Here is a 16455-nt window from a genome sequence, read left to right as displayed (position 1 = left end):
TTCGCGACCCGACCCTGACCGCGACCGAAATCGCCGCGCGGGCCCAAGGGGTGACGCCGGCCTGGGTCGAGGGATTGCTGGCGCTTCGCGACATGATCGTCCGACCGCTGGGCCTCAAGACCGTCGGGCGGCTCGGCGCCCGCCACCCGCCCGGCGCCAAGGGCTATAGCGTCGGCGACCGGTTCAGCATCTTCACGATCGAGTCCGTGGACGCAGATGAACTGGTGCTCGGCATCGACGACCGTCACCTCGACGTCCGCATCTCCTATCTGCGGCGCGGCGGGCCCGGGCGCGCGACCTATGTCGTCTCGGCTCTGGTCCAGACCCACAATCTGCTGGGCCGGCTCTATATGATCCCGGTCGGGCGCTTCCACCCGTTCCTGGTCGCCATGATGATGCGCCGCCTGTCGATCTAGTCAGTGCAGGTTGAAAGACCCGTCGACGGCGCGGAACTCCGCCGGCTTGATCAGGCGATTGTGGGCGACGGTGATGGTGTGCAGCACCCCGTCCAGCTGGTGGCTCCAGAAATCCAGGAATTTCCTCAGGTTCGGGAATTTCGGGAACAGGTCGTACTCCTGCCAGATGTAGCTCTGCAGCAGGGCCGGGTGATCGGGCATCCGATAGAGGATCTCGGCGGTGGTCAGGCCATAGCCCTGGATCCGCAGTTCGAACTCGGGAGACACCTTCATGCGCGCGCCTTTCCATGCCGGGCGCGACGGCGGGATCGACTCGCGCCCCAGGTCAGGATCGTGCCGGGTAAACTAACAAAGTCTCAAGATGTTCAATGTGTTAGCGCTCGATGGCGCCGGCTGCTGCCGAGGATGCGCGCCTGATCTGTGGGCAAGGGTGAGGTTTCTGTGAAAAGGGGGCTTCCCATCTCGAGGCAAAGCGCCTATCTGCCGTCCTTCGCGAAATTACGATTCGTCTCAGACGCGATTCTTTCGCGCGCCTACGTTCCGAGGCATGGCCCGCTACCCTCCGGCCATGCGAGGGGACGCCCCTGGCGATACAGGGGCCTCCAGCGTCCGGCGTCCCATCTGGGACGTTCGAGGGTGGACGCGGGATCAACGACCTGACGCGTGGAAACCGTTCCGCGCGTCGATCAAGGGAATAAAATGGCGCAATCCTTCACCGGAAAGAAGCGGATCCGTTACTCTTTCGGCCGCATCCCCGAAGCCGTGCAGATGCCGAACCTGATCGAGGTTCAGCGCTCTTCCTACGAACAGTTCCTGCAGCGCGAGGTCCGCGCCGGCGAACGTAAGGAAGAGGGGATCGAGGCGGTCTTCAAGTCAGTCTTCCCGATCAAGGATTTCAACGAACGCGCCGTCCTCGAATATGTCTCCTACGAGTTCGAGGAGCCGAAGTACGACGTCGAGGAATGCGTCCAGCGTGACATGACCTTCGCCGCGCCGCTGAAGGTCAAGCTGCGCCTGATCGTGTTCGAGACCGACGAAGAGACCGGCGCCCGCTCCGTGAAGGATATCAAGGAGCAGGACGTCTACATGGGCGACATCCCGCTCATGACCGACAAGGGCACCTTCATCGTCAACGGCACCCAGCGGGTCATCGTCTCGCAGATGCACCGTTCGCCGGGCGTGTTCTTCGACCACGACAAGGGCAAGACCCACTCCTCGGGCAAGCTCCTGTTCGCCGCCCGGGTCATTCCCTATCGCGGTTCGTGGCTGGACTTCGAGTTCGACGCCAAGGACATCGTCTATGTCCGCATCGACCGCCGCCGCAAGCTGCCCGCCACCACCTTCCTGATGGCGCTGGGCATGGATGGCGAGGAGATCCTCGGCACCTTCTACGACACCGTCCCCTATGAGAAGCAGGCCGGTGGCTGGGCGACGCCCTACAAGGCCGAGCGCTGGCGCGGTGTGAAGCCGGACTTCGCCCTGATCGACGCCGACACCGGCGAGGAAGTGGCGCCGGCCGGGCAGAAGATCTCGGCCCGTAACGCCAAGAAGTTCGCCGACGCCGGTCTCAAGACCCTGCTGCTGGCGCCGGAAGCCCTGATGGGCCGCTATCTGGCCCGCGACCTGGTCAATTTCACCACCGGTGAAATCTACGCCGAAGCCGGCGACGAACTCGACGTGGCCCTGCTGGCCTCGCTGGAAGAGCAAGGCTTCACCACCCTCGACGTCCTCGACGTCGATGAGGTGACCATGGGCGCCTACATGCGCAACACCCTGCGCATCGACAAGAACTCGGCCCGTGAAGACGCCCTGTTCGACATCTACCGCGTCATGCGTCCGGGTGAGCCGCCGACCGTGGAAGCGGCCGAGGCCATGTTCAAGTCGTTGTTCTTCGACGGCGAGCGCTACGACCTCTCGTCGGTCGGCCGCGTGAAGATGAACATGCGTCTGGAACTCGACTGCCCCGACGACGTCCGCGTGGTCCGCAAGGACGACGTGCTGGCGGTGCTGAAGACCCTGGTGGGTCTGCGCGACGGCCGCGGCGAAATCGACGACATCGACAACCTCGGCAACCGCCGGGTCCGTTCGGTCGGCGAACTGCTGGAAAACCAGTACCGCGTCGGCCTGCTGCGCATGGAACGCGCGATCAAGGAGCGCATGAGCTCGGTCGATATCGACACGGTCATGCCGCACGACCTGATCAACGCCAAGCCGGCGGCGGCGGCGGTGCGGGAGTTCTTCGGCTCCTCGCAGCTCTCGCAGTTCATGGACCAGACCAACCCGCTGTCGGAAATCACCCACAAGCGCCGCCTCTCGGCGCTTGGCCCGGGTGGTCTGACCCGCGAGCGCGCCGGTTTCGAAGTTCGCGACGTGCACCCGACCCACTATGGCCGGATCTGCCCCATCGAGACGCCGGAAGGCCCGAACATCGGCCTGATCAACTCGCTCGCCACCCATGCGGTGGTGAACAAGTACGGCTTCATCGAGAGCCCCTACCGCCGGATCAAGGACGGCAAGACGACCGACGAGGTCGTCTACATGTCCGCCATGGAAGAGGCCAAGCACGTCATCGCCCAGGCCAACATCAAGTTGGAGAACGGCGAGATCGTCGACGACCTGGTCCCCGGCCGGATCAACGGCGAACCCTCGCTGCTGCCCAAGGCCGATGTCGACCTGATGGACGTGTCGCCGAAGCAGGTCGTCTCCGTGGCCGCTTCGCTGATCCCGTTCCTGGAAAACGATGACGCCAACCGCGCCCTCATGGGCTCGAACATGCAAAAGCAGGCCGTGCCGCTCATCCAATCGGATGCGCCCCTGGTCGGCACGGGCATGGAAGCCATCGTGGCGCGGGACTCCGGCGCCGTCGTGGTCGCCCGCCGCGAGGGCGTTGTCGAGCAGATCGACGGCACCCGCATCGTCGTCCACGCGACGGAAGAGACCGACCCGACCAAGGCCGGCGTCGACATCTACCGTCTGCAGAAGTTCCAGCGTTCCAACACCTCGACCTGTATCAACCAGCGTCCGCTGGTGCGGGTGGGTGACCGGATCCAGGCTGGCGACGTCATCGCCGACGGCCCGTCGACGGAACTGGGTGAACTGGCGCTTGGCCGGAACACCCTCGTCGCCTTCATGCCCTGGAATGGCTACAACTTCGAAGACTCGATCCTGATCTCCGAGCGGATCGTGCGCGACGACGTCTTCACCTCGATCCACCTCGAGGAATTCGAAGTCATGGCCCGCGACACCAAGCTGGGCCCGGAAGAGATCACCCGCGACATCCCGAACGTCGGCGAGGAAGCCCTGCGCAACCTCGACGAAGCCGGCATCGTGGCGATCGGCGCCGAAGTCCTGCCGGGCGACATCCTGGTCGGCAAGGTGACCCCGAAGGGCGAGAGCCCGATGACGCCGGAAGAAAAGCTCCTGCGCGCCATCTTCGGTGAGAAGGCCTCCGACGTCCGCGACACCTCCCTGCGCCTGCCCCCGGGCGTCGCCGGGACGATCGTCGAGGTCCGGGTGTTCAACCGGCATGGCGTCGACAAAGACGAACGCGCCCTGGCCATCGAACGGGCTGAAATCGACCGTCTGGGCAAGGACCGCGACGACGAGTTCGGCATCCTGAACCGCAACATGACCTCGCGTCTGCGCCAACTGATCGTCGGCAAGACCGCCGTCTCGGGCCCCAAGGGCCTGGGCCGCGGCGAGGTCACCCTCGAGAAGCTGGAAGAGATTGCGCCCGGCCTGTGGTGGCAGATCGCTCTGGACGACGAGAAGGCCATGGGCGAGCTGGAGGCCATGCGCCGTCAGTTCGACGAGGCCCGCAAGCGTCTGGACCGTCGCTTCGAGGACAAGGTCGACAAGCTGCAGCGCGGTGACGAACTGCCGCCTGGCGTGATGAAGATGGTCAAGGTGTTCGTGGCGGTGAAGCGCAAGCTGCAACCGGGCGACAAGATGGCCGGCCGTCACGGCAACAAGGGGGTCATCTCCAAGATCCTGCCGATCGAGGACATGCCTTACCTCGCCAACGGCACCAATGTGGACATCGTGCTGAACCCGCTGGGCGTGCCGTCGCGCATGAACGTCGGTCAGATCTTCGAGACCCACCTGGGTTGGGCGTCGGCGGGCCTCGGCAAGCAGATCGCCGACCTGTTGGAAGCCTGGCAGAACGGCGGCCAGAAGCAGGCCCTGATCGACCACCTGAAGGGCATCTACGGCGCCGATCAGGAACTTCCCGACACTGAGGAAGAGCTGATCGAGCTGGCGAAGAACCTCAGCAAGGGCGTGCCCTTCGCGACCCCGGTCTTCGACGGCGCCCACATCGACGACATCGAGAACCTGCTGGAAAAGGCGGGCCTGGCCCGCTCTGGCCAGTCGATCCTCTACGACGGCCAGACCGGTGAGCAGTTCAAGCGCCCGGTCACGGTCGGCTACATCTACATGCTGAAGCTGCACCACCTGGTCGACGACAAGATCCACGCCCGCTCCATCGGGCCGTACAGCCTGGTCACCCAGCAGCCTCTGGGCGGCAAGGCCCAGTTCGGCGGTCAGCGCTTCGGGGAAATGGAAGTCTGGGCTCTGGAAGCCTACGGCGCCGCCTACACCCTGCAGGAAATGCTGACGGTGAAGTCCGACGACGTGGCTGGGCGGACCAAGGTCTACGAAAGCATCGTCCGTGGCGACGACACCTTCGAGGCCGGCATCCCGGAAAGCTTCAACGTGCTGGTCAAGGAAATGCGTTCCCTTGGCCTGAACGTGGAGCTGGAAAACAGCTAGGCGCGGTTCCAAACCGCCGCCGTCGTCACGCGAGGGGAGGGGCCCGTCAGCTCCTCCCGCTTCGCTCCTGAAAATACTGACGAACTGGATATCCAATGAACCAGGAAGTCCTGAATATCTTCAATCCGGTCCAGGCCGCTCCGACCTTCGACCGCATCCGTATCGCCCTGGCTTCGCCCGAGAAGATCCGCTCGTGGTCGTTCGGCGAGATCAAGAAGCCCGAGACGATCAACTACCGGACCTTCAAGCCGGAGCGTGATGGCCTGTTCTGCGCGCGGATCTTCGGTCCGACGAAGGACTACGAGTGCCTGTGCGGCAAGTACAAGCGCATGAAGTACAAGGGCATCATCTGCGAAAAGTGCGGCGTGGAGGTCACCCTGGCCCGCGTTCGGCGCGAGCGGATGGGGCACATCGAGCTGGCCTCGCCGGTCGCCCACATCTGGTTCCTGAAGTCTCTGCCCAGCCGCATCTCGATGATGCTGGACATGGCCCTGAAGGACATCGAGCGGGTCCTCTATTTCGAATATTACATCGTCACCGAGCCGGGCCTGACCCCGCTGAAGCAGCACCAGCTGCTGTCGGAAGACGAGTACATGCGCTTCCAGGAAGAGTTCGGCGACGACAGCTTCACAGCCGAGATCGGCGCTGAAGCCGTCCAGGGCCTGCTCAAGGCGCTCGACCTCTCGAAGGAAGCCGACAAGCTGCGTGAGGAGCTCCTCACCACCACCTCGGAAATGAAGCTGAAGAAGGCGTCCAAGCGCCTGAAGCTGATCGAGAGCTTCATCGAGTCGGGCAACAAGGCCGAGTGGATGATCCTGACGGTGGTCCCGGTGATCCCGCCGGAACTGCGTCCGCTGGTGCCGCTGGATGGCGGTCGTTTCGCGACCTCCGACCTCAACGACCTCTATCGCCGGGTCATCAACCGCAACAACCGCCTGAAGCGCCTGATCGAGCTGCGCGCGCCGGACATCATCATCCGCAACGAAAAGCGGATGCTGCAGGAAGCCGTCGACGCCCTGTTCGACAACGGCCGTCGTGGTCGGGTCATCACCGGCGCCAACAAGCGCCCGCTGAAGTCCCTGGCCGACATGCTGAAGGGCAAGCAAGGCCGCTTCCGTCAGAACCTGCTCGGCAAGCGCGTCGACTATTCGGGCCGCTCCGTCATCGTGGTGGGTCCCGAGCTGAAGCTGCATGAATGCGGCCTGCCGAAGAAGATGGCGCTCGAGCTGTTCAAGCCGTTCATCTATGCGCGCCTGGACGCCAAGGGCCTGTCGGGCACCGTCAAGCAGTCCAAGCGGATGGTGGAACGCGAACAGCCGGCCGTCTGGGACATCCTGGACGAGGTGATCCGCGAGCACCCGATCCTGCTCAACCGCGCCCCGACCCTGCACCGCCTGGGCATCCAGGCGTTCGAGCCCAAGCTGATCGAGGGTAAGGCCATCCAGCTTCACCCGCTGGTCTGCGCCGCCTTCAACGCCGACTTCGACGGCGACCAGATGGCCGTCCACGTGCCGCTCTCGCTGGAAGCCCAGCTGGAAGCCCGCGTGCTGATGATGAGCACGAACAACATCCTGTCGCCCGCCAATGGTCGCCCGATCATCGTGCCGTCGCAGGATATCGTGCTCGGCCTCTACTACCTGTCGCTGGCCAAGAGCGGCGAGCCGGGCGAGGGCAAGGCCTTTGGGGATCTGGGCGAAATCGACGCGGCGCTCGACGCTGGCGTGGTGTCGCTGCACTCCAAGATCCGCGCGCGCCACACCGAGATGAACGCTGACGGCGTTCTGGAGCGCAAGGTGATCGAGACGACCCCCGGTCGGATGAAGATCGTCGCCCTGTTCCCGCATCACCCGGCGGTGGGTCACCGGCTTCTTGAGAAGAACCTGACCAAGAAGGAAATCGGCAATCTGATCGACACCGTCTATCGGCACTGCGGTCAGAAGGCGACGGTGATCTTCGCCGACCAGATGATGGGCCTGGGCTTCAAGGAAGCGGCCAAGGCCGGCATCTCCTTCGGCAAGGACGACATCGTCATTCCGGAACGCAAGAAGCCGATCGTGGCCGAGACCCGTGCGCTGGTCGAGGAATACGAGCAGCAATACGCCGACGGCCTGATCACCAAGGGCGAGAAGTACAACAAGGTCGTTGACGCCTGGGCCAAGGCCACGGACCGGGTCGCCGACGAGATGATGCTCGAAATCTCCACCGCCGATCGTGACCCCGTCACCGGCCGCGAGAACGAGATCAACTCGATCTTCATGATGGCCAACTCTGGCGCCCGGGGTTCCCAGGCCCAGATGAAGCAACTCGGCGGGATGCGCGGCCTGATGGCCAAGCCGTCCGGCGAGATCATCGAAACCCCGATCATCTCGAACTTCAAGGAAGGCCTGACCGTCCAGGAGTACTTCAACTCCACCCACGGCGCCCGCAAGGGCCTGGCTGACACCGCCCTGAAGACCGCCAACTCGGGTTATCTGACCCGTCGTCTGGTCGACGTAGCGCAGGACTGCATCATCAACGAGGAAGACTGCGGCACCACCCGGGGCATCACCCTGCGGGCCGTGGTCGAGGGCGGCGACGTCCTCGTCTCGCTGGGCCTGCGCGTCCTGGGCCGTTCGGCCGGCGAGGACATCAAGGACCCTAACACCGGCGAGATCATCATCCCCGCCGACACCTATCTCGATGAAGACATGTGCGAAGTCATCGAGAACGCCGGCGTCCAGTCGGTGAAGGTGCGCTCGATCCTGACCTGCGAAGCCAAGAACGGCGTCTGCGCGACCTGCTACGGCCGCGACCTGGCCCGCGGCACCCCGGTGAACATCGGCGAAGCGGTCGGCGTCATCGCCGCCCAATCGATCGGCGAACCCGGCACCCAGCTGACCATGCGCACCTTCCACATCGGCGGCACCGCCCAGGTGGCCGAGCAGTCCTTCTTCGAAAGCACCAATATCGGTGTGGTGAAGATCTCCGGCGGCAACACGGTCGTGGCCCCCGACGGCGAACTGATCTGCATGAGCCGCAACCTGCAGCTCGTCGTTCAGGTCGATGGCAAGGATCGCGAAGCCTACAAGCCGCCTTACGGCGCGCGTCTGAAGGTGCGGGACGGCGACAAGGTCAAGCGCGGCCAGCGCCTGGCCGAGTGGGACCCCTATTCGACCCCGATCATCACCGAAGTCGGCGGCCGCATCCGGTTCGAAGACCTGGTGGAGAACGTCTCCGTCCGCGAGGAAGCCGACGAAGCCACCGGCATCTCCAACCGCGTGGTCATCGACTGGCGCGCCTCGACCAAGGGTACGGACCTGCGTCCGTCCATGGCCGTGCTCGACGCCGATGGCGCCTATCGCCGGATCTCCAATGGCGGTGAAGCCCGTTACCTCTTGCCGGTGGGGGCCATTCTCTCCGTCGGCGACGGCGACGAGATCAAGCCGGGTGAGGTTCTGGCCCGCATGTCGACCGAAAGCGCCAAGACCCGGGACATCACCGGTGGTCTGCCGCGCGTCGCCGAACTCTTCGAAGCCCGCCGTCCCAAGGACTGCGCGGTCATCGCGGAAATGGACGGCCGCGTCGAATTCGGCCGCGACTACAAGAACAAGCGCCGTATCAAGATCACCCCGGAAGATGGTGGCGAGGCGGTCGAGTTCCTGATCCCCAAGGGCAAGCACATCGCCGTCCACGACGGGGACATCATCCGCAAGGGTGAGTACCTGATCGACGGCAACCCGGACCCGCACGATATCCTGCGCATTCAGGGCATCGAGGCGCTGGCCGAGTTCCTGGTCGACGAGATCCAGGAGGTCTATCGCCTCCAGGGCGTGCCGATCAACGACAAGCACATCGAGACGATCGTCCGTCAGATGCTTCAGAAGGTCGAGATCCTCGAGCCGGGCGACACCGGCCTGCTCAAGGGCGATCACCTCGACAAGATCGAAGTCGATGACGAGAACGCCAAGGCGGAGGCCCGTGGCGGCCGCCCGGCGCTCACCCAGCCCGTGCTGCTCGGCATCACCAAGGCGTCCCTGCAAACCCGCAGCTTCATCTCTGCGGCGTCCTTCCAGGAAACGACCCGCGTGCTGACCGAGGCCTCGGTGCAGGGCAAGACCGACACCCTGGAAGGGCTGAAGGAGAACGTGATCGTGGGCCGCCTGATCCCGGCGGGCACGGGCTCGTATCTGCGCAACCTCCAGCGGATCGCCGCCAAGCGGGATGAGGCGCTCAGCGCCAGCCGCGAAGAGGCGATGGAGCCCCTGCCGGAAGCCATCGCCATCGAGGCGGCGGCCGAGACTGTCGACGGCTAAAGCCCTCGATCGGACCTTGATAAGCGAACGGCCCGGGAGCAATCCCGGGCCGTTCCGCGTTCCAGGGCCCTGCGCGTGAAAATCGCGACGGCTTGATCTGGGTCAAGCCTGGCGGGGGTGTCGCGACTAGGGTTTGGAGCGTGGTCCGGCGACGCCGCCGGACAACCTTATCCAACCCCCACTGACCCCGCGTCTTCTCCAGGGCGCGGGTCCTTTTTCGCGCCGACGTTGAAGGGCCAATTGACCGACACCCTGGGCTTGTGCGCCTGCTGAAGCTTGGCTAGCGTCCACCCGCGCGCGTTGAGTTGGGGGATGTCTTGAGATTGTTTGTCGCGACCGTGGTCCTGGCCACGGCCCTGGGCGGCTTCGCCCATGGCCAGACCCCGCCGCCGGCCTCGGCCTTTGGCCGCCAGCCCGGCATCTTCGACGCCGCCATCTCGCCGAATGGCCAGACCATCGCGATCCTCGGCGGCACGCCAGAGGTCCGCACCCTCAGCTTCGCGACGATCGACAAGCCGGACCTGCCGACGCTCGCCTTGGGCAATGTGGAAGCGGTTGGCATCCGATGGGCGGGTGATGGCTATGCGCTCGCGCGGATCGCCCGCTGGGAACGTCTTGAGGCCAAATCGGCCTATCGGTTTGAGCGCAACCTGGCCATCTCCCCACAGGGGCGGGTGGTGTCACAGCTGCTTCAAGGGGACGTCTCGTCCCAGGTCCTAGTCAGTCAGCCTGTCATCGGCGTAACCCAGGGACCGTCACCGCGGGCGGTGGTGCTGGGCTTGCAGATGTCGACAGGCCCTGACACCTCGATCAATACTCATCTGCGTCGGAAGGGCGAGGACGCGCCTTTTGTCCTGGCGCTGTGGAACGTGGACCCCGCTACGGGCAAGGGTGTCATCCAGGAGCTTGGCAACTTCGACACAGCGGGATGGGACGTGGATTCCGCCGGCGAGACGCGCGTACGGCGTGATGTCGACAACCTTTCCCACAAATACAGCCTCTATGGGCGGGCCAAGGGCGTGCGGGAATGGACCGCGATTTTCGCGCATCAGGATCTGGACAGCGCGCCGGACTACCTTGGCTATTCGACGGCCGAGGACGCTGTCTATCTGGGCTACGAGACGAATGGCGCGGTCCAGGTGACGCGGAGAGGGCTGGCGGATGGTGTCGCCATGCCCGTGGGCAAACCCGTGACGGGCGCGACGCCGTCGCTGATCCGCGATGAAGCCCGGGGCTCGTATGTCGGCATCGCCGCCGGCGAGGAACAGCCTGTCCAGTGGCTCGATCCGGAAATCGAGGCGACAGCCGCCACCCTGACGAAGGTCTTCAAGGGCAAGCGTGCGAACCTGATGGATTGGTCTGCAGACCGCAGCCGGTTCCTGGTCCGGGTCACCGCCTCGATGACGCCCCCTACCTGGTATCTGTTCGATAGATCGCGCAAGGAACTGTCGCCGATTGGAGAGGCCTATCCCGAGTTGAACGGCGCTGCGCTCGGTTCCACTCAGCGGATCATCTACAAAGCTCGCGATGGTCTGGATATCGAGGCCTTTCTGACCCTGCCGCCAGGTGCGGGCGCGGCGAACGCCAAGCTGCCCCTGATTGTCCTGCCACATGCGGGGCTGGCGGCCCGGGACGAAGACGGCTTTGACTGGCTGACCCAATTCCTCGCGACGCGGGGCTACGCGGTTCTGAGGCCGCAATTTCGAGGATCAGCCGGCTTCGGCTCAGCCTTTGAGAAGGCGGGCCGTGGCGAATGGTCGGGCAAGATTCAGACCGATCTGCTGGATGGAATCGCGGCGGTGGCGGCGAGCGGGCAGATCGACCCTGGCAGGGTTTGTATCGTTGGTGCGGCCTTCGGCGGGTACTCGGCGCTCGCCGGGGCCGCCTTGCATCCTGAGGCCTATCGCTGCGCCGCGTCGGTCGGCGGCATCTCAGACCTGGCCAAATTGAGCGATGAGGTGGTGCGACCCTATGGCCCGGACGCAGCCGGGCTGCGGTCTTTGCGGGAAGCCGTGTCCGCCGCAAGCCTCGACAAGTTGCGCGAGGGATCGCCAGTGGCGCAGGCGGCCAAGGTCCGCGCGCCCATCCTGCTGATCCACGCCGACCAGGACACGGTCGTTCTCCCCGAACAGTCGAAGTTTATGGCCGACGCCCTGAAAGCAGCCGGCAAGTCGGTGGAGTACGTCACCCTGGTCGGCGACGACCACTATCTCATGCAGTCTGCGACCCGCACCCAGATGCTGGAGACGCTGGGCGCCTTCCTGGCCAAGAACCTGCCCGTCTCACCCTGAACTAGGCGCCTCAGAACGGGATCTTGGTTTCGTGGCCAGTGTCGCCCAGGCCGGCTATGCCGCCCGCAGCGTCCGAGGTCGACAGGCCCGGCGGCAGGGGGCCGTTGCGGTACTTGATGTAGCGATCCTTGGCCGCCGCCTGGCCGTCGAGCCAGGCCTGCTTGTCCTTGGCCAGTCCCAGCCCCTTGAAGGCGGCCAGCCGGGCGCCGGCGCCCAGGCGCTCAAGGCAGCGGTCGCGATCGGCCTGGGTCATGCCGGGCAGGTTCGGGGTCTCGCAGCCCACGCCGCCGCGACGCAGGACCAGGCCCAAAGGCGTCTGGGCGCCGGGCGTCAGGCTGGCGGGCGCGACGGGGCCGGGCGCCACGGCCTGGTTCGGCCGGGTGTCGGCCGGTGCGGCGTAGATCGGGGCGACGGGCAAGGCGGCTTCGAGCGGCCGGCTGCCGTGGGTCTTCAATGGCGCCCGGGTGCGGCGACCCTTGGCCTCGGGCTCGATCAGGTAGAAGGGGGCGAGTGTCACGTCGAGCAGGGCCGGGGCCAGGGCCCGCTCCCGCAGGTTGGGCCGCTGCAGCGCGAGCAAGCCCAGCAGGCCCAGGTGAAAGGCCGCCGAGGCCGCGACGACGGTCATGATCCGACGCCGGTCGGAATGCGCCATGGCCTGTCCTTTCCCGCCCCCAAACTGGAGCTTGACCCTTCGGGCCGGGCGGGGCGATTTCGTGGCCGAAACCGGGCGGGGGAGGGGTTGTTCGCCCGGCGTTGACGTCACAGGCCTTCCCGAGTATGAACCGCGCTCCTTTCGAGGCCGGGGATTCTTTCCTGGTCCCGATGAACGGTTCGTCCCCCACCGGACGTCCTGACCCGCCGGAACGCAAACCATCGCGCGCCGGCGAGTTTTTGCGTTCCTCGGGGGGCTTCGGAACCTAAGTCAACATAGACCCCCATCGAGGCGCCACGGCCAAACGGCACACGCCTCCAGAGCAGAGATTAGATGCCAACAGTCAACCAGCTCATCCGCAAGCCCCGGCAGAACAAGCCGGTGCGCAACAAGGTGCCGGCCCTCAAGGGCTGCCCTCAGCGCCGTGGTGTTTGCACCCGCGTCTATACGACGACCCCGAAGAAGCCGAACTCCGCGCTTCGTAAGGTCGCCAAGGTGCGTCTGACCACCGGCATCGAAGCGGTGTGCTATATCCCGGGCGAAGGCCACAATCTGCAGGAGCACTCCGTCGTGCTCATCCGTGGTGGCCGGGTGAAGGACCTTCCGGGCGTCCGCTATCACATCCTGCGTGGCGTGCTCGACACCCAAGGGGTCAAGGACCGCAAGCAGCGCCGTTCGCTCTACGGCGCCAAGCGTCCTAAGTAAGGAAGAAGAAGAATGTCCCGCCGCCGCCGCGCTGAGAAACGTGAAGTCCTGCCGGATCCCAAGTTCGGGGATCTGACCGTCACGAAGTTCATGAACTATGTGATGTACGAGGGTAAAAAGGCCGTCGCCGAAAACATCATCTATGGCGCCTTCGAGATCCTCGAAGCCAAGCGCAAGGACCAGGGTCCCCTGGAAACCTTCCACTCGGCTCTGGAAAACGTCGCGCCCGCGATCGAAGTCCGCTCCCGCCGGGTCGGCGGCGCCACCTATCAGGTGCCCGTCGAAGTTCGTCCCGATCGCCGCAAGGCGCTCGCCATTCGTTGGCTCGTGACCGCGGCGCGCAAGCGCGGCGAGAACACCATGACCGACAAGCTGGCTGGCGAACTGCTCGACGCGGCGTCCAACCGCGGTTCGGCCGTCAAGAAGCGTGAAGACACGCACAAGATGGCCGAAGCCAACCGGGCCTTCTCGCACTACCGCTGGTAACACCGGCTAATCCATCGCTTCCCGGCGCGGGCGGTTTAGGCTAAACCGCCCGCGCTGTCCGTTCTGACACCCCCGAACGCCTTTACCAGCAGAGCTTCCGCTATGCCCCGCGCGCACAAAATCGAAGACTACCGCAACTTCGGCATCATGGCCCACATCGATGCTGGCAAGACGACGACGACGGAGCGGATCCTCTATTACACTGGCAAGAGCCACAAGATCGGCGAAGTCCACGATGGCGCGGCCACCATGGACTGGATGGACCAGGAGCAGGAACGCGGCATCACCATCACGTCGGCCGCGACGACTGCGTTCTGGAACGACAAGCGCCTGAACATCATCGACACCCCCGGCCACGTGGACTTCACCATTGAAGTCGAACGTTCGCTGCGCGTGCTGGACGGCGCCGTCGCGGTGCTGGACGGCAACGCCGGTGTCGAACCGCAGACCGAGACCGTCTGGCGTCAGGCCGACAAGTACAAGGTTCCGCGGATCGTGTTCGTCAACAAGATGGACAAGATCGGCGCCGACTTCGACAAGTCGGTCGAATCCATCCGCGACCGCCTGGGCGCGAAGGCGGTTCCGATCCAGCTGCCGATCGGTTCGGAAACCAATCTGAAGGGTCTGGTCGACCTGGTCCGCATGAAGGCCGTGGTCTGGGAAAACGACGGCCTGGGCGCGAACTTCCACGACGAAGAGATCCCGGCCGACATGGTCGAGAAGGCCAAGGAAGCCCGTCACTACCTGATCGAGAATTCGGTCGAGCTCGACGATGAGGCGATGGAAGCCTATCTGGGCGGCGAAGAGCCCTCGGAAGCCACCATCAAGAAGTGCATCCGCAAGGCCGTGCTGACCGGCGCCTTCTATCCGATCCTCTGCGGCTCGGCCTTCAAGAACAAGGGCGTGCAGCCCCTGCTCGACGCGGTGGTCGACTACCTGCCCTCGCCGGTGGACATCCCGCCGACCCCGGGTATCGACTTCAAGACCGAGGAGCCGGTGACCCGCCGCGCCTCGGACGACGAGTCCCTGTCGGTCCTGGCCTTCAAGATCATGGACGACCCCTTCGTGGGCTCGCTCACCTTCTGCCGCATCTATTCGGGCAAGCTCGAAACCGGCATGGGCCTGATGAACTCGACGCGCGACAAGCGCGAACGGGTCGGCCGCATGCTGCTGATGCACTCCAACAACCGGGAAGACATCAAGGAAGCCTATGCCGGCGACATCGTCGCCCTGGCGGGCCTGAAGGACACCCGGACCGGCGACACCCTGTGCGACCCGACCAAGTCGCCGGTGATCCTGGAAAAGATGGAGTTCCCGGCCCCGGTCATCGAGATCGCCGTCGAGCCCAAGTCCAAGGCTGACCAGGAAAAGCTGGGCGTCGCCCTGCAGAAGCTGGCCGCCGAGGATCCGTCCTTCACCGTCTCCACCGACCACGAGTCGGGCCAGACGATCCTGAAGGGCATGGGCGAGCTGCACCTGGACATCAAGATCGACATCCTGAAGCGGACCTACAAGGTCGAAGCCAATATCGGCGCGCCTCAGGTGGCCTATCGCGAAAGCCTCGGCCGCAAGTGCGAGATCGACTACACCCACAAGAAGCAGACCGGCGGCACGGGCCAGTTCGCCCGCGTGAAGCTGGTGTTCGAGCCGGGTGAACCGGGTTCGGGCTTCGTGTTCGAAAGCTCGTTGACCGGCGGTTCGGTGCCGAAGGAATACATCCCCGGCGTCGAAAAGGGCCTGCTGTCCGTCAAGGACAACGGTCTGCTCGCCGGCTTCCCGCTGATCGACTTCAAGGCGACCCTGATCGACGGGGCCTACCACGACGTCGACTCCTCGGTGCTAGCCTTCGAAATCGCCTCGCGGGCGGCCTTCAAGGAACTTCGTGAGAAGGGCGCCCCCAAGCTGCTCGAGCCGATCATGGCCGTCGAAGTCGTGAGCCCGGAAGAGTATCTGGGTTCTGTCATCGGCGACCTGAACGGCCGTCGCGGCATGATCCAGGGCCAGGACGTTCGCGGCAACGCGATCGTCGTCAACGCCTTCGTGCCGCTGGCGAACATGTTCGGCTATGTGAACACCCTGCGGGGCATGTCACAGGGCCGGGCTCAGTTCACGATGCAATACGACCACTACGATCCGGTGCCGCAACACGTCGCCGACGAAGTGATCAAGAAGTACGCCTAATCCCAACCCTAGTTTAGAGGACAAGCCCGGACAGGGCTGGAGCTTGAAATGGCCAAAGAGAAGTTTGAACGCAATAAGCCGCACTGCAACATCGGCACGATTGGTCACGTTGACCATGGGAAGACGACGCTGACGGCTGCGATCACGATCACGCTGGCGAAAACCGGCGGCGCGACGGCGAAGGCTTACGCGGATATCGATGCTGCGCCTGAAGAGAAGGCGCGCGGGATCACGATCAACACGGCGCACGTGGAATACGAGACGGCGAACCGTCACTATGCGCACGTCGACTGCCCAGGGCACGCCGACTACGTGAAGAACATGATCACCGGCGCGGCTCAGATGGACGGGGCGATCCTGGTGGTCTCGGCCGCCGACGGCCCGATGCCGCAGACCCGCGAGCACATCCTGCTGGCGCGTCAGGTCGGTGTTCCGGCGCTGGTCGTGTTCATGAACAAGGTCGACATGGTCGACGACGAAGAGCTGCTGGAACTGGTTGAGATGGAGGTTCGCGAACTTCTGTCGTCGTATCAGTTCCCGGGGGCGAAGACCCCGATCATCATCGGCAGCGCGCTGAAGGCGCTGGAGGGGGAGAAGACGGATTTAGGGGTGGGCTCCATCGAGAAGCTGGTGGCGGCGATGGATGACTACATTCCGGAGCC

The 16455-nt window shown here is 64.7% G+C and carries 10 protein-coding genes; 8 read left to right on the top strand and 2 right to left on the bottom strand.

What is annotated here, in order from left to right:
• The coding region (locus tag Q7P21_RS12395) for a DUF2867 domain-containing protein (RefSeq protein WP_304177299.1) at positions 1-416 on the top strand (416 nt) is incomplete at its 5' end.
• Here Q7P21_RS12395 and Q7P21_RS12390 read toward each other — a convergent pair.
• The gene (locus Q7P21_RS12390) at positions 417-689 is read right to left on the bottom strand and encodes an usg protein (RefSeq protein ID WP_304170825.1); all 273 of its coding nucleotides are present in this window, start codon (positions 687-689) and stop codon (positions 417-419) included. It lies immediately after the preceding gene.
• A gap of 426 nt (positions 690-1115) precedes the next feature.
• Between Q7P21_RS12390 and rpoB the strand changes: the two genes are divergently transcribed.
• The 3 genes from rpoB to Q7P21_RS12375 all read left to right on the top strand — a co-directional run bounded on the left by rpoB (position 1116) and on the right by Q7P21_RS12375 (position 11769).
• On the top strand, positions 1116-5186 hold the full coding sequence (rpoB, locus tag Q7P21_RS12385; protein WP_304177297.1) for a DNA-directed RNA polymerase subunit beta: 4071 nt from the start codon (positions 1116-1118) through the stop codon (positions 5184-5186).
• Between the two features lie 95 nt (positions 5187-5281).
• A complete protein-coding gene (gene rpoC / locus Q7P21_RS12380) occupies positions 5282-9478 on the top strand; it encodes a DNA-directed RNA polymerase subunit beta' (RefSeq protein ID WP_304171849.1) in 4197 nt (1398 codons plus the stop codon).
• 323 nt (positions 9479-9801) lie between these two features.
• A complete protein-coding gene (locus tag Q7P21_RS12375) occupies positions 9802-11769 on the top strand; it encodes a S9 family peptidase (protein WP_304177295.1) in 1968 nt (655 codons plus the stop codon).
• Between the two features lie 10 nt (positions 11770-11779).
• On the opposite strand, the gene Q7P21_RS12370 is transcribed toward Q7P21_RS12375, so the two are convergent.
• Positions 11780-12421, bottom strand: coding sequence for a hypothetical protein (locus Q7P21_RS12370; protein WP_304171810.1), 642 nt, complete (start codon positions 12419-12421; stop codon positions 11780-11782).
• Between the two features lie 333 nt (positions 12422-12754).
• Here Q7P21_RS12370 and rpsL point away from each other — a divergent pair, with 333 nt between their 5' ends.
• From rpsL to Q7P21_RS12350, 4 genes are all read left to right on the top strand, one after another.
• Entirely contained in the window at positions 12755-13126 is a 372-nt protein-coding gene (rpsL, locus tag Q7P21_RS12365) for a 30S ribosomal protein S12 (RefSeq protein ID WP_111278705.1), read from the top strand.
• 12 nt (positions 13127-13138) lie between these two features.
• On the top strand, positions 13139-13612 hold the full coding sequence (rpsG, locus tag Q7P21_RS12360) for a 30S ribosomal protein S7 (protein WP_304171815.1): 474 nt from the start codon (positions 13139-13141) through the stop codon (positions 13610-13612).
• A gap of 102 nt (positions 13613-13714) precedes the next feature.
• The gene (fusA, locus tag Q7P21_RS12355) at positions 13715-15793 is read left to right on the top strand and encodes an elongation factor G (RefSeq protein ID WP_304177293.1); all 2079 of its coding nucleotides are present in this window, start codon (positions 13715-13717) and stop codon (positions 15791-15793) included.
• 48 nt (positions 15794-15841) lie between these two features.
• Positions 15842-16455, top strand: a 614-nt coding sequence (locus Q7P21_RS12350; protein ID WP_304177291.1) for a GTP-binding protein, incomplete at its 3' end; no start/stop codon positions are given.

Source organism: Phenylobacterium aquaticum, assembly GCF_947378715.1.
GTDB classification, from domain to species: domain Bacteria; phylum Pseudomonadota; class Alphaproteobacteria; order Caulobacterales; family Caulobacteraceae; genus Phenylobacterium; species Phenylobacterium aquaticum_A.
The sequence above is the reverse complement of the archived record's forward strand: the minus strand, read 5'-3'. Positions and strand labels throughout refer to the sequence as shown.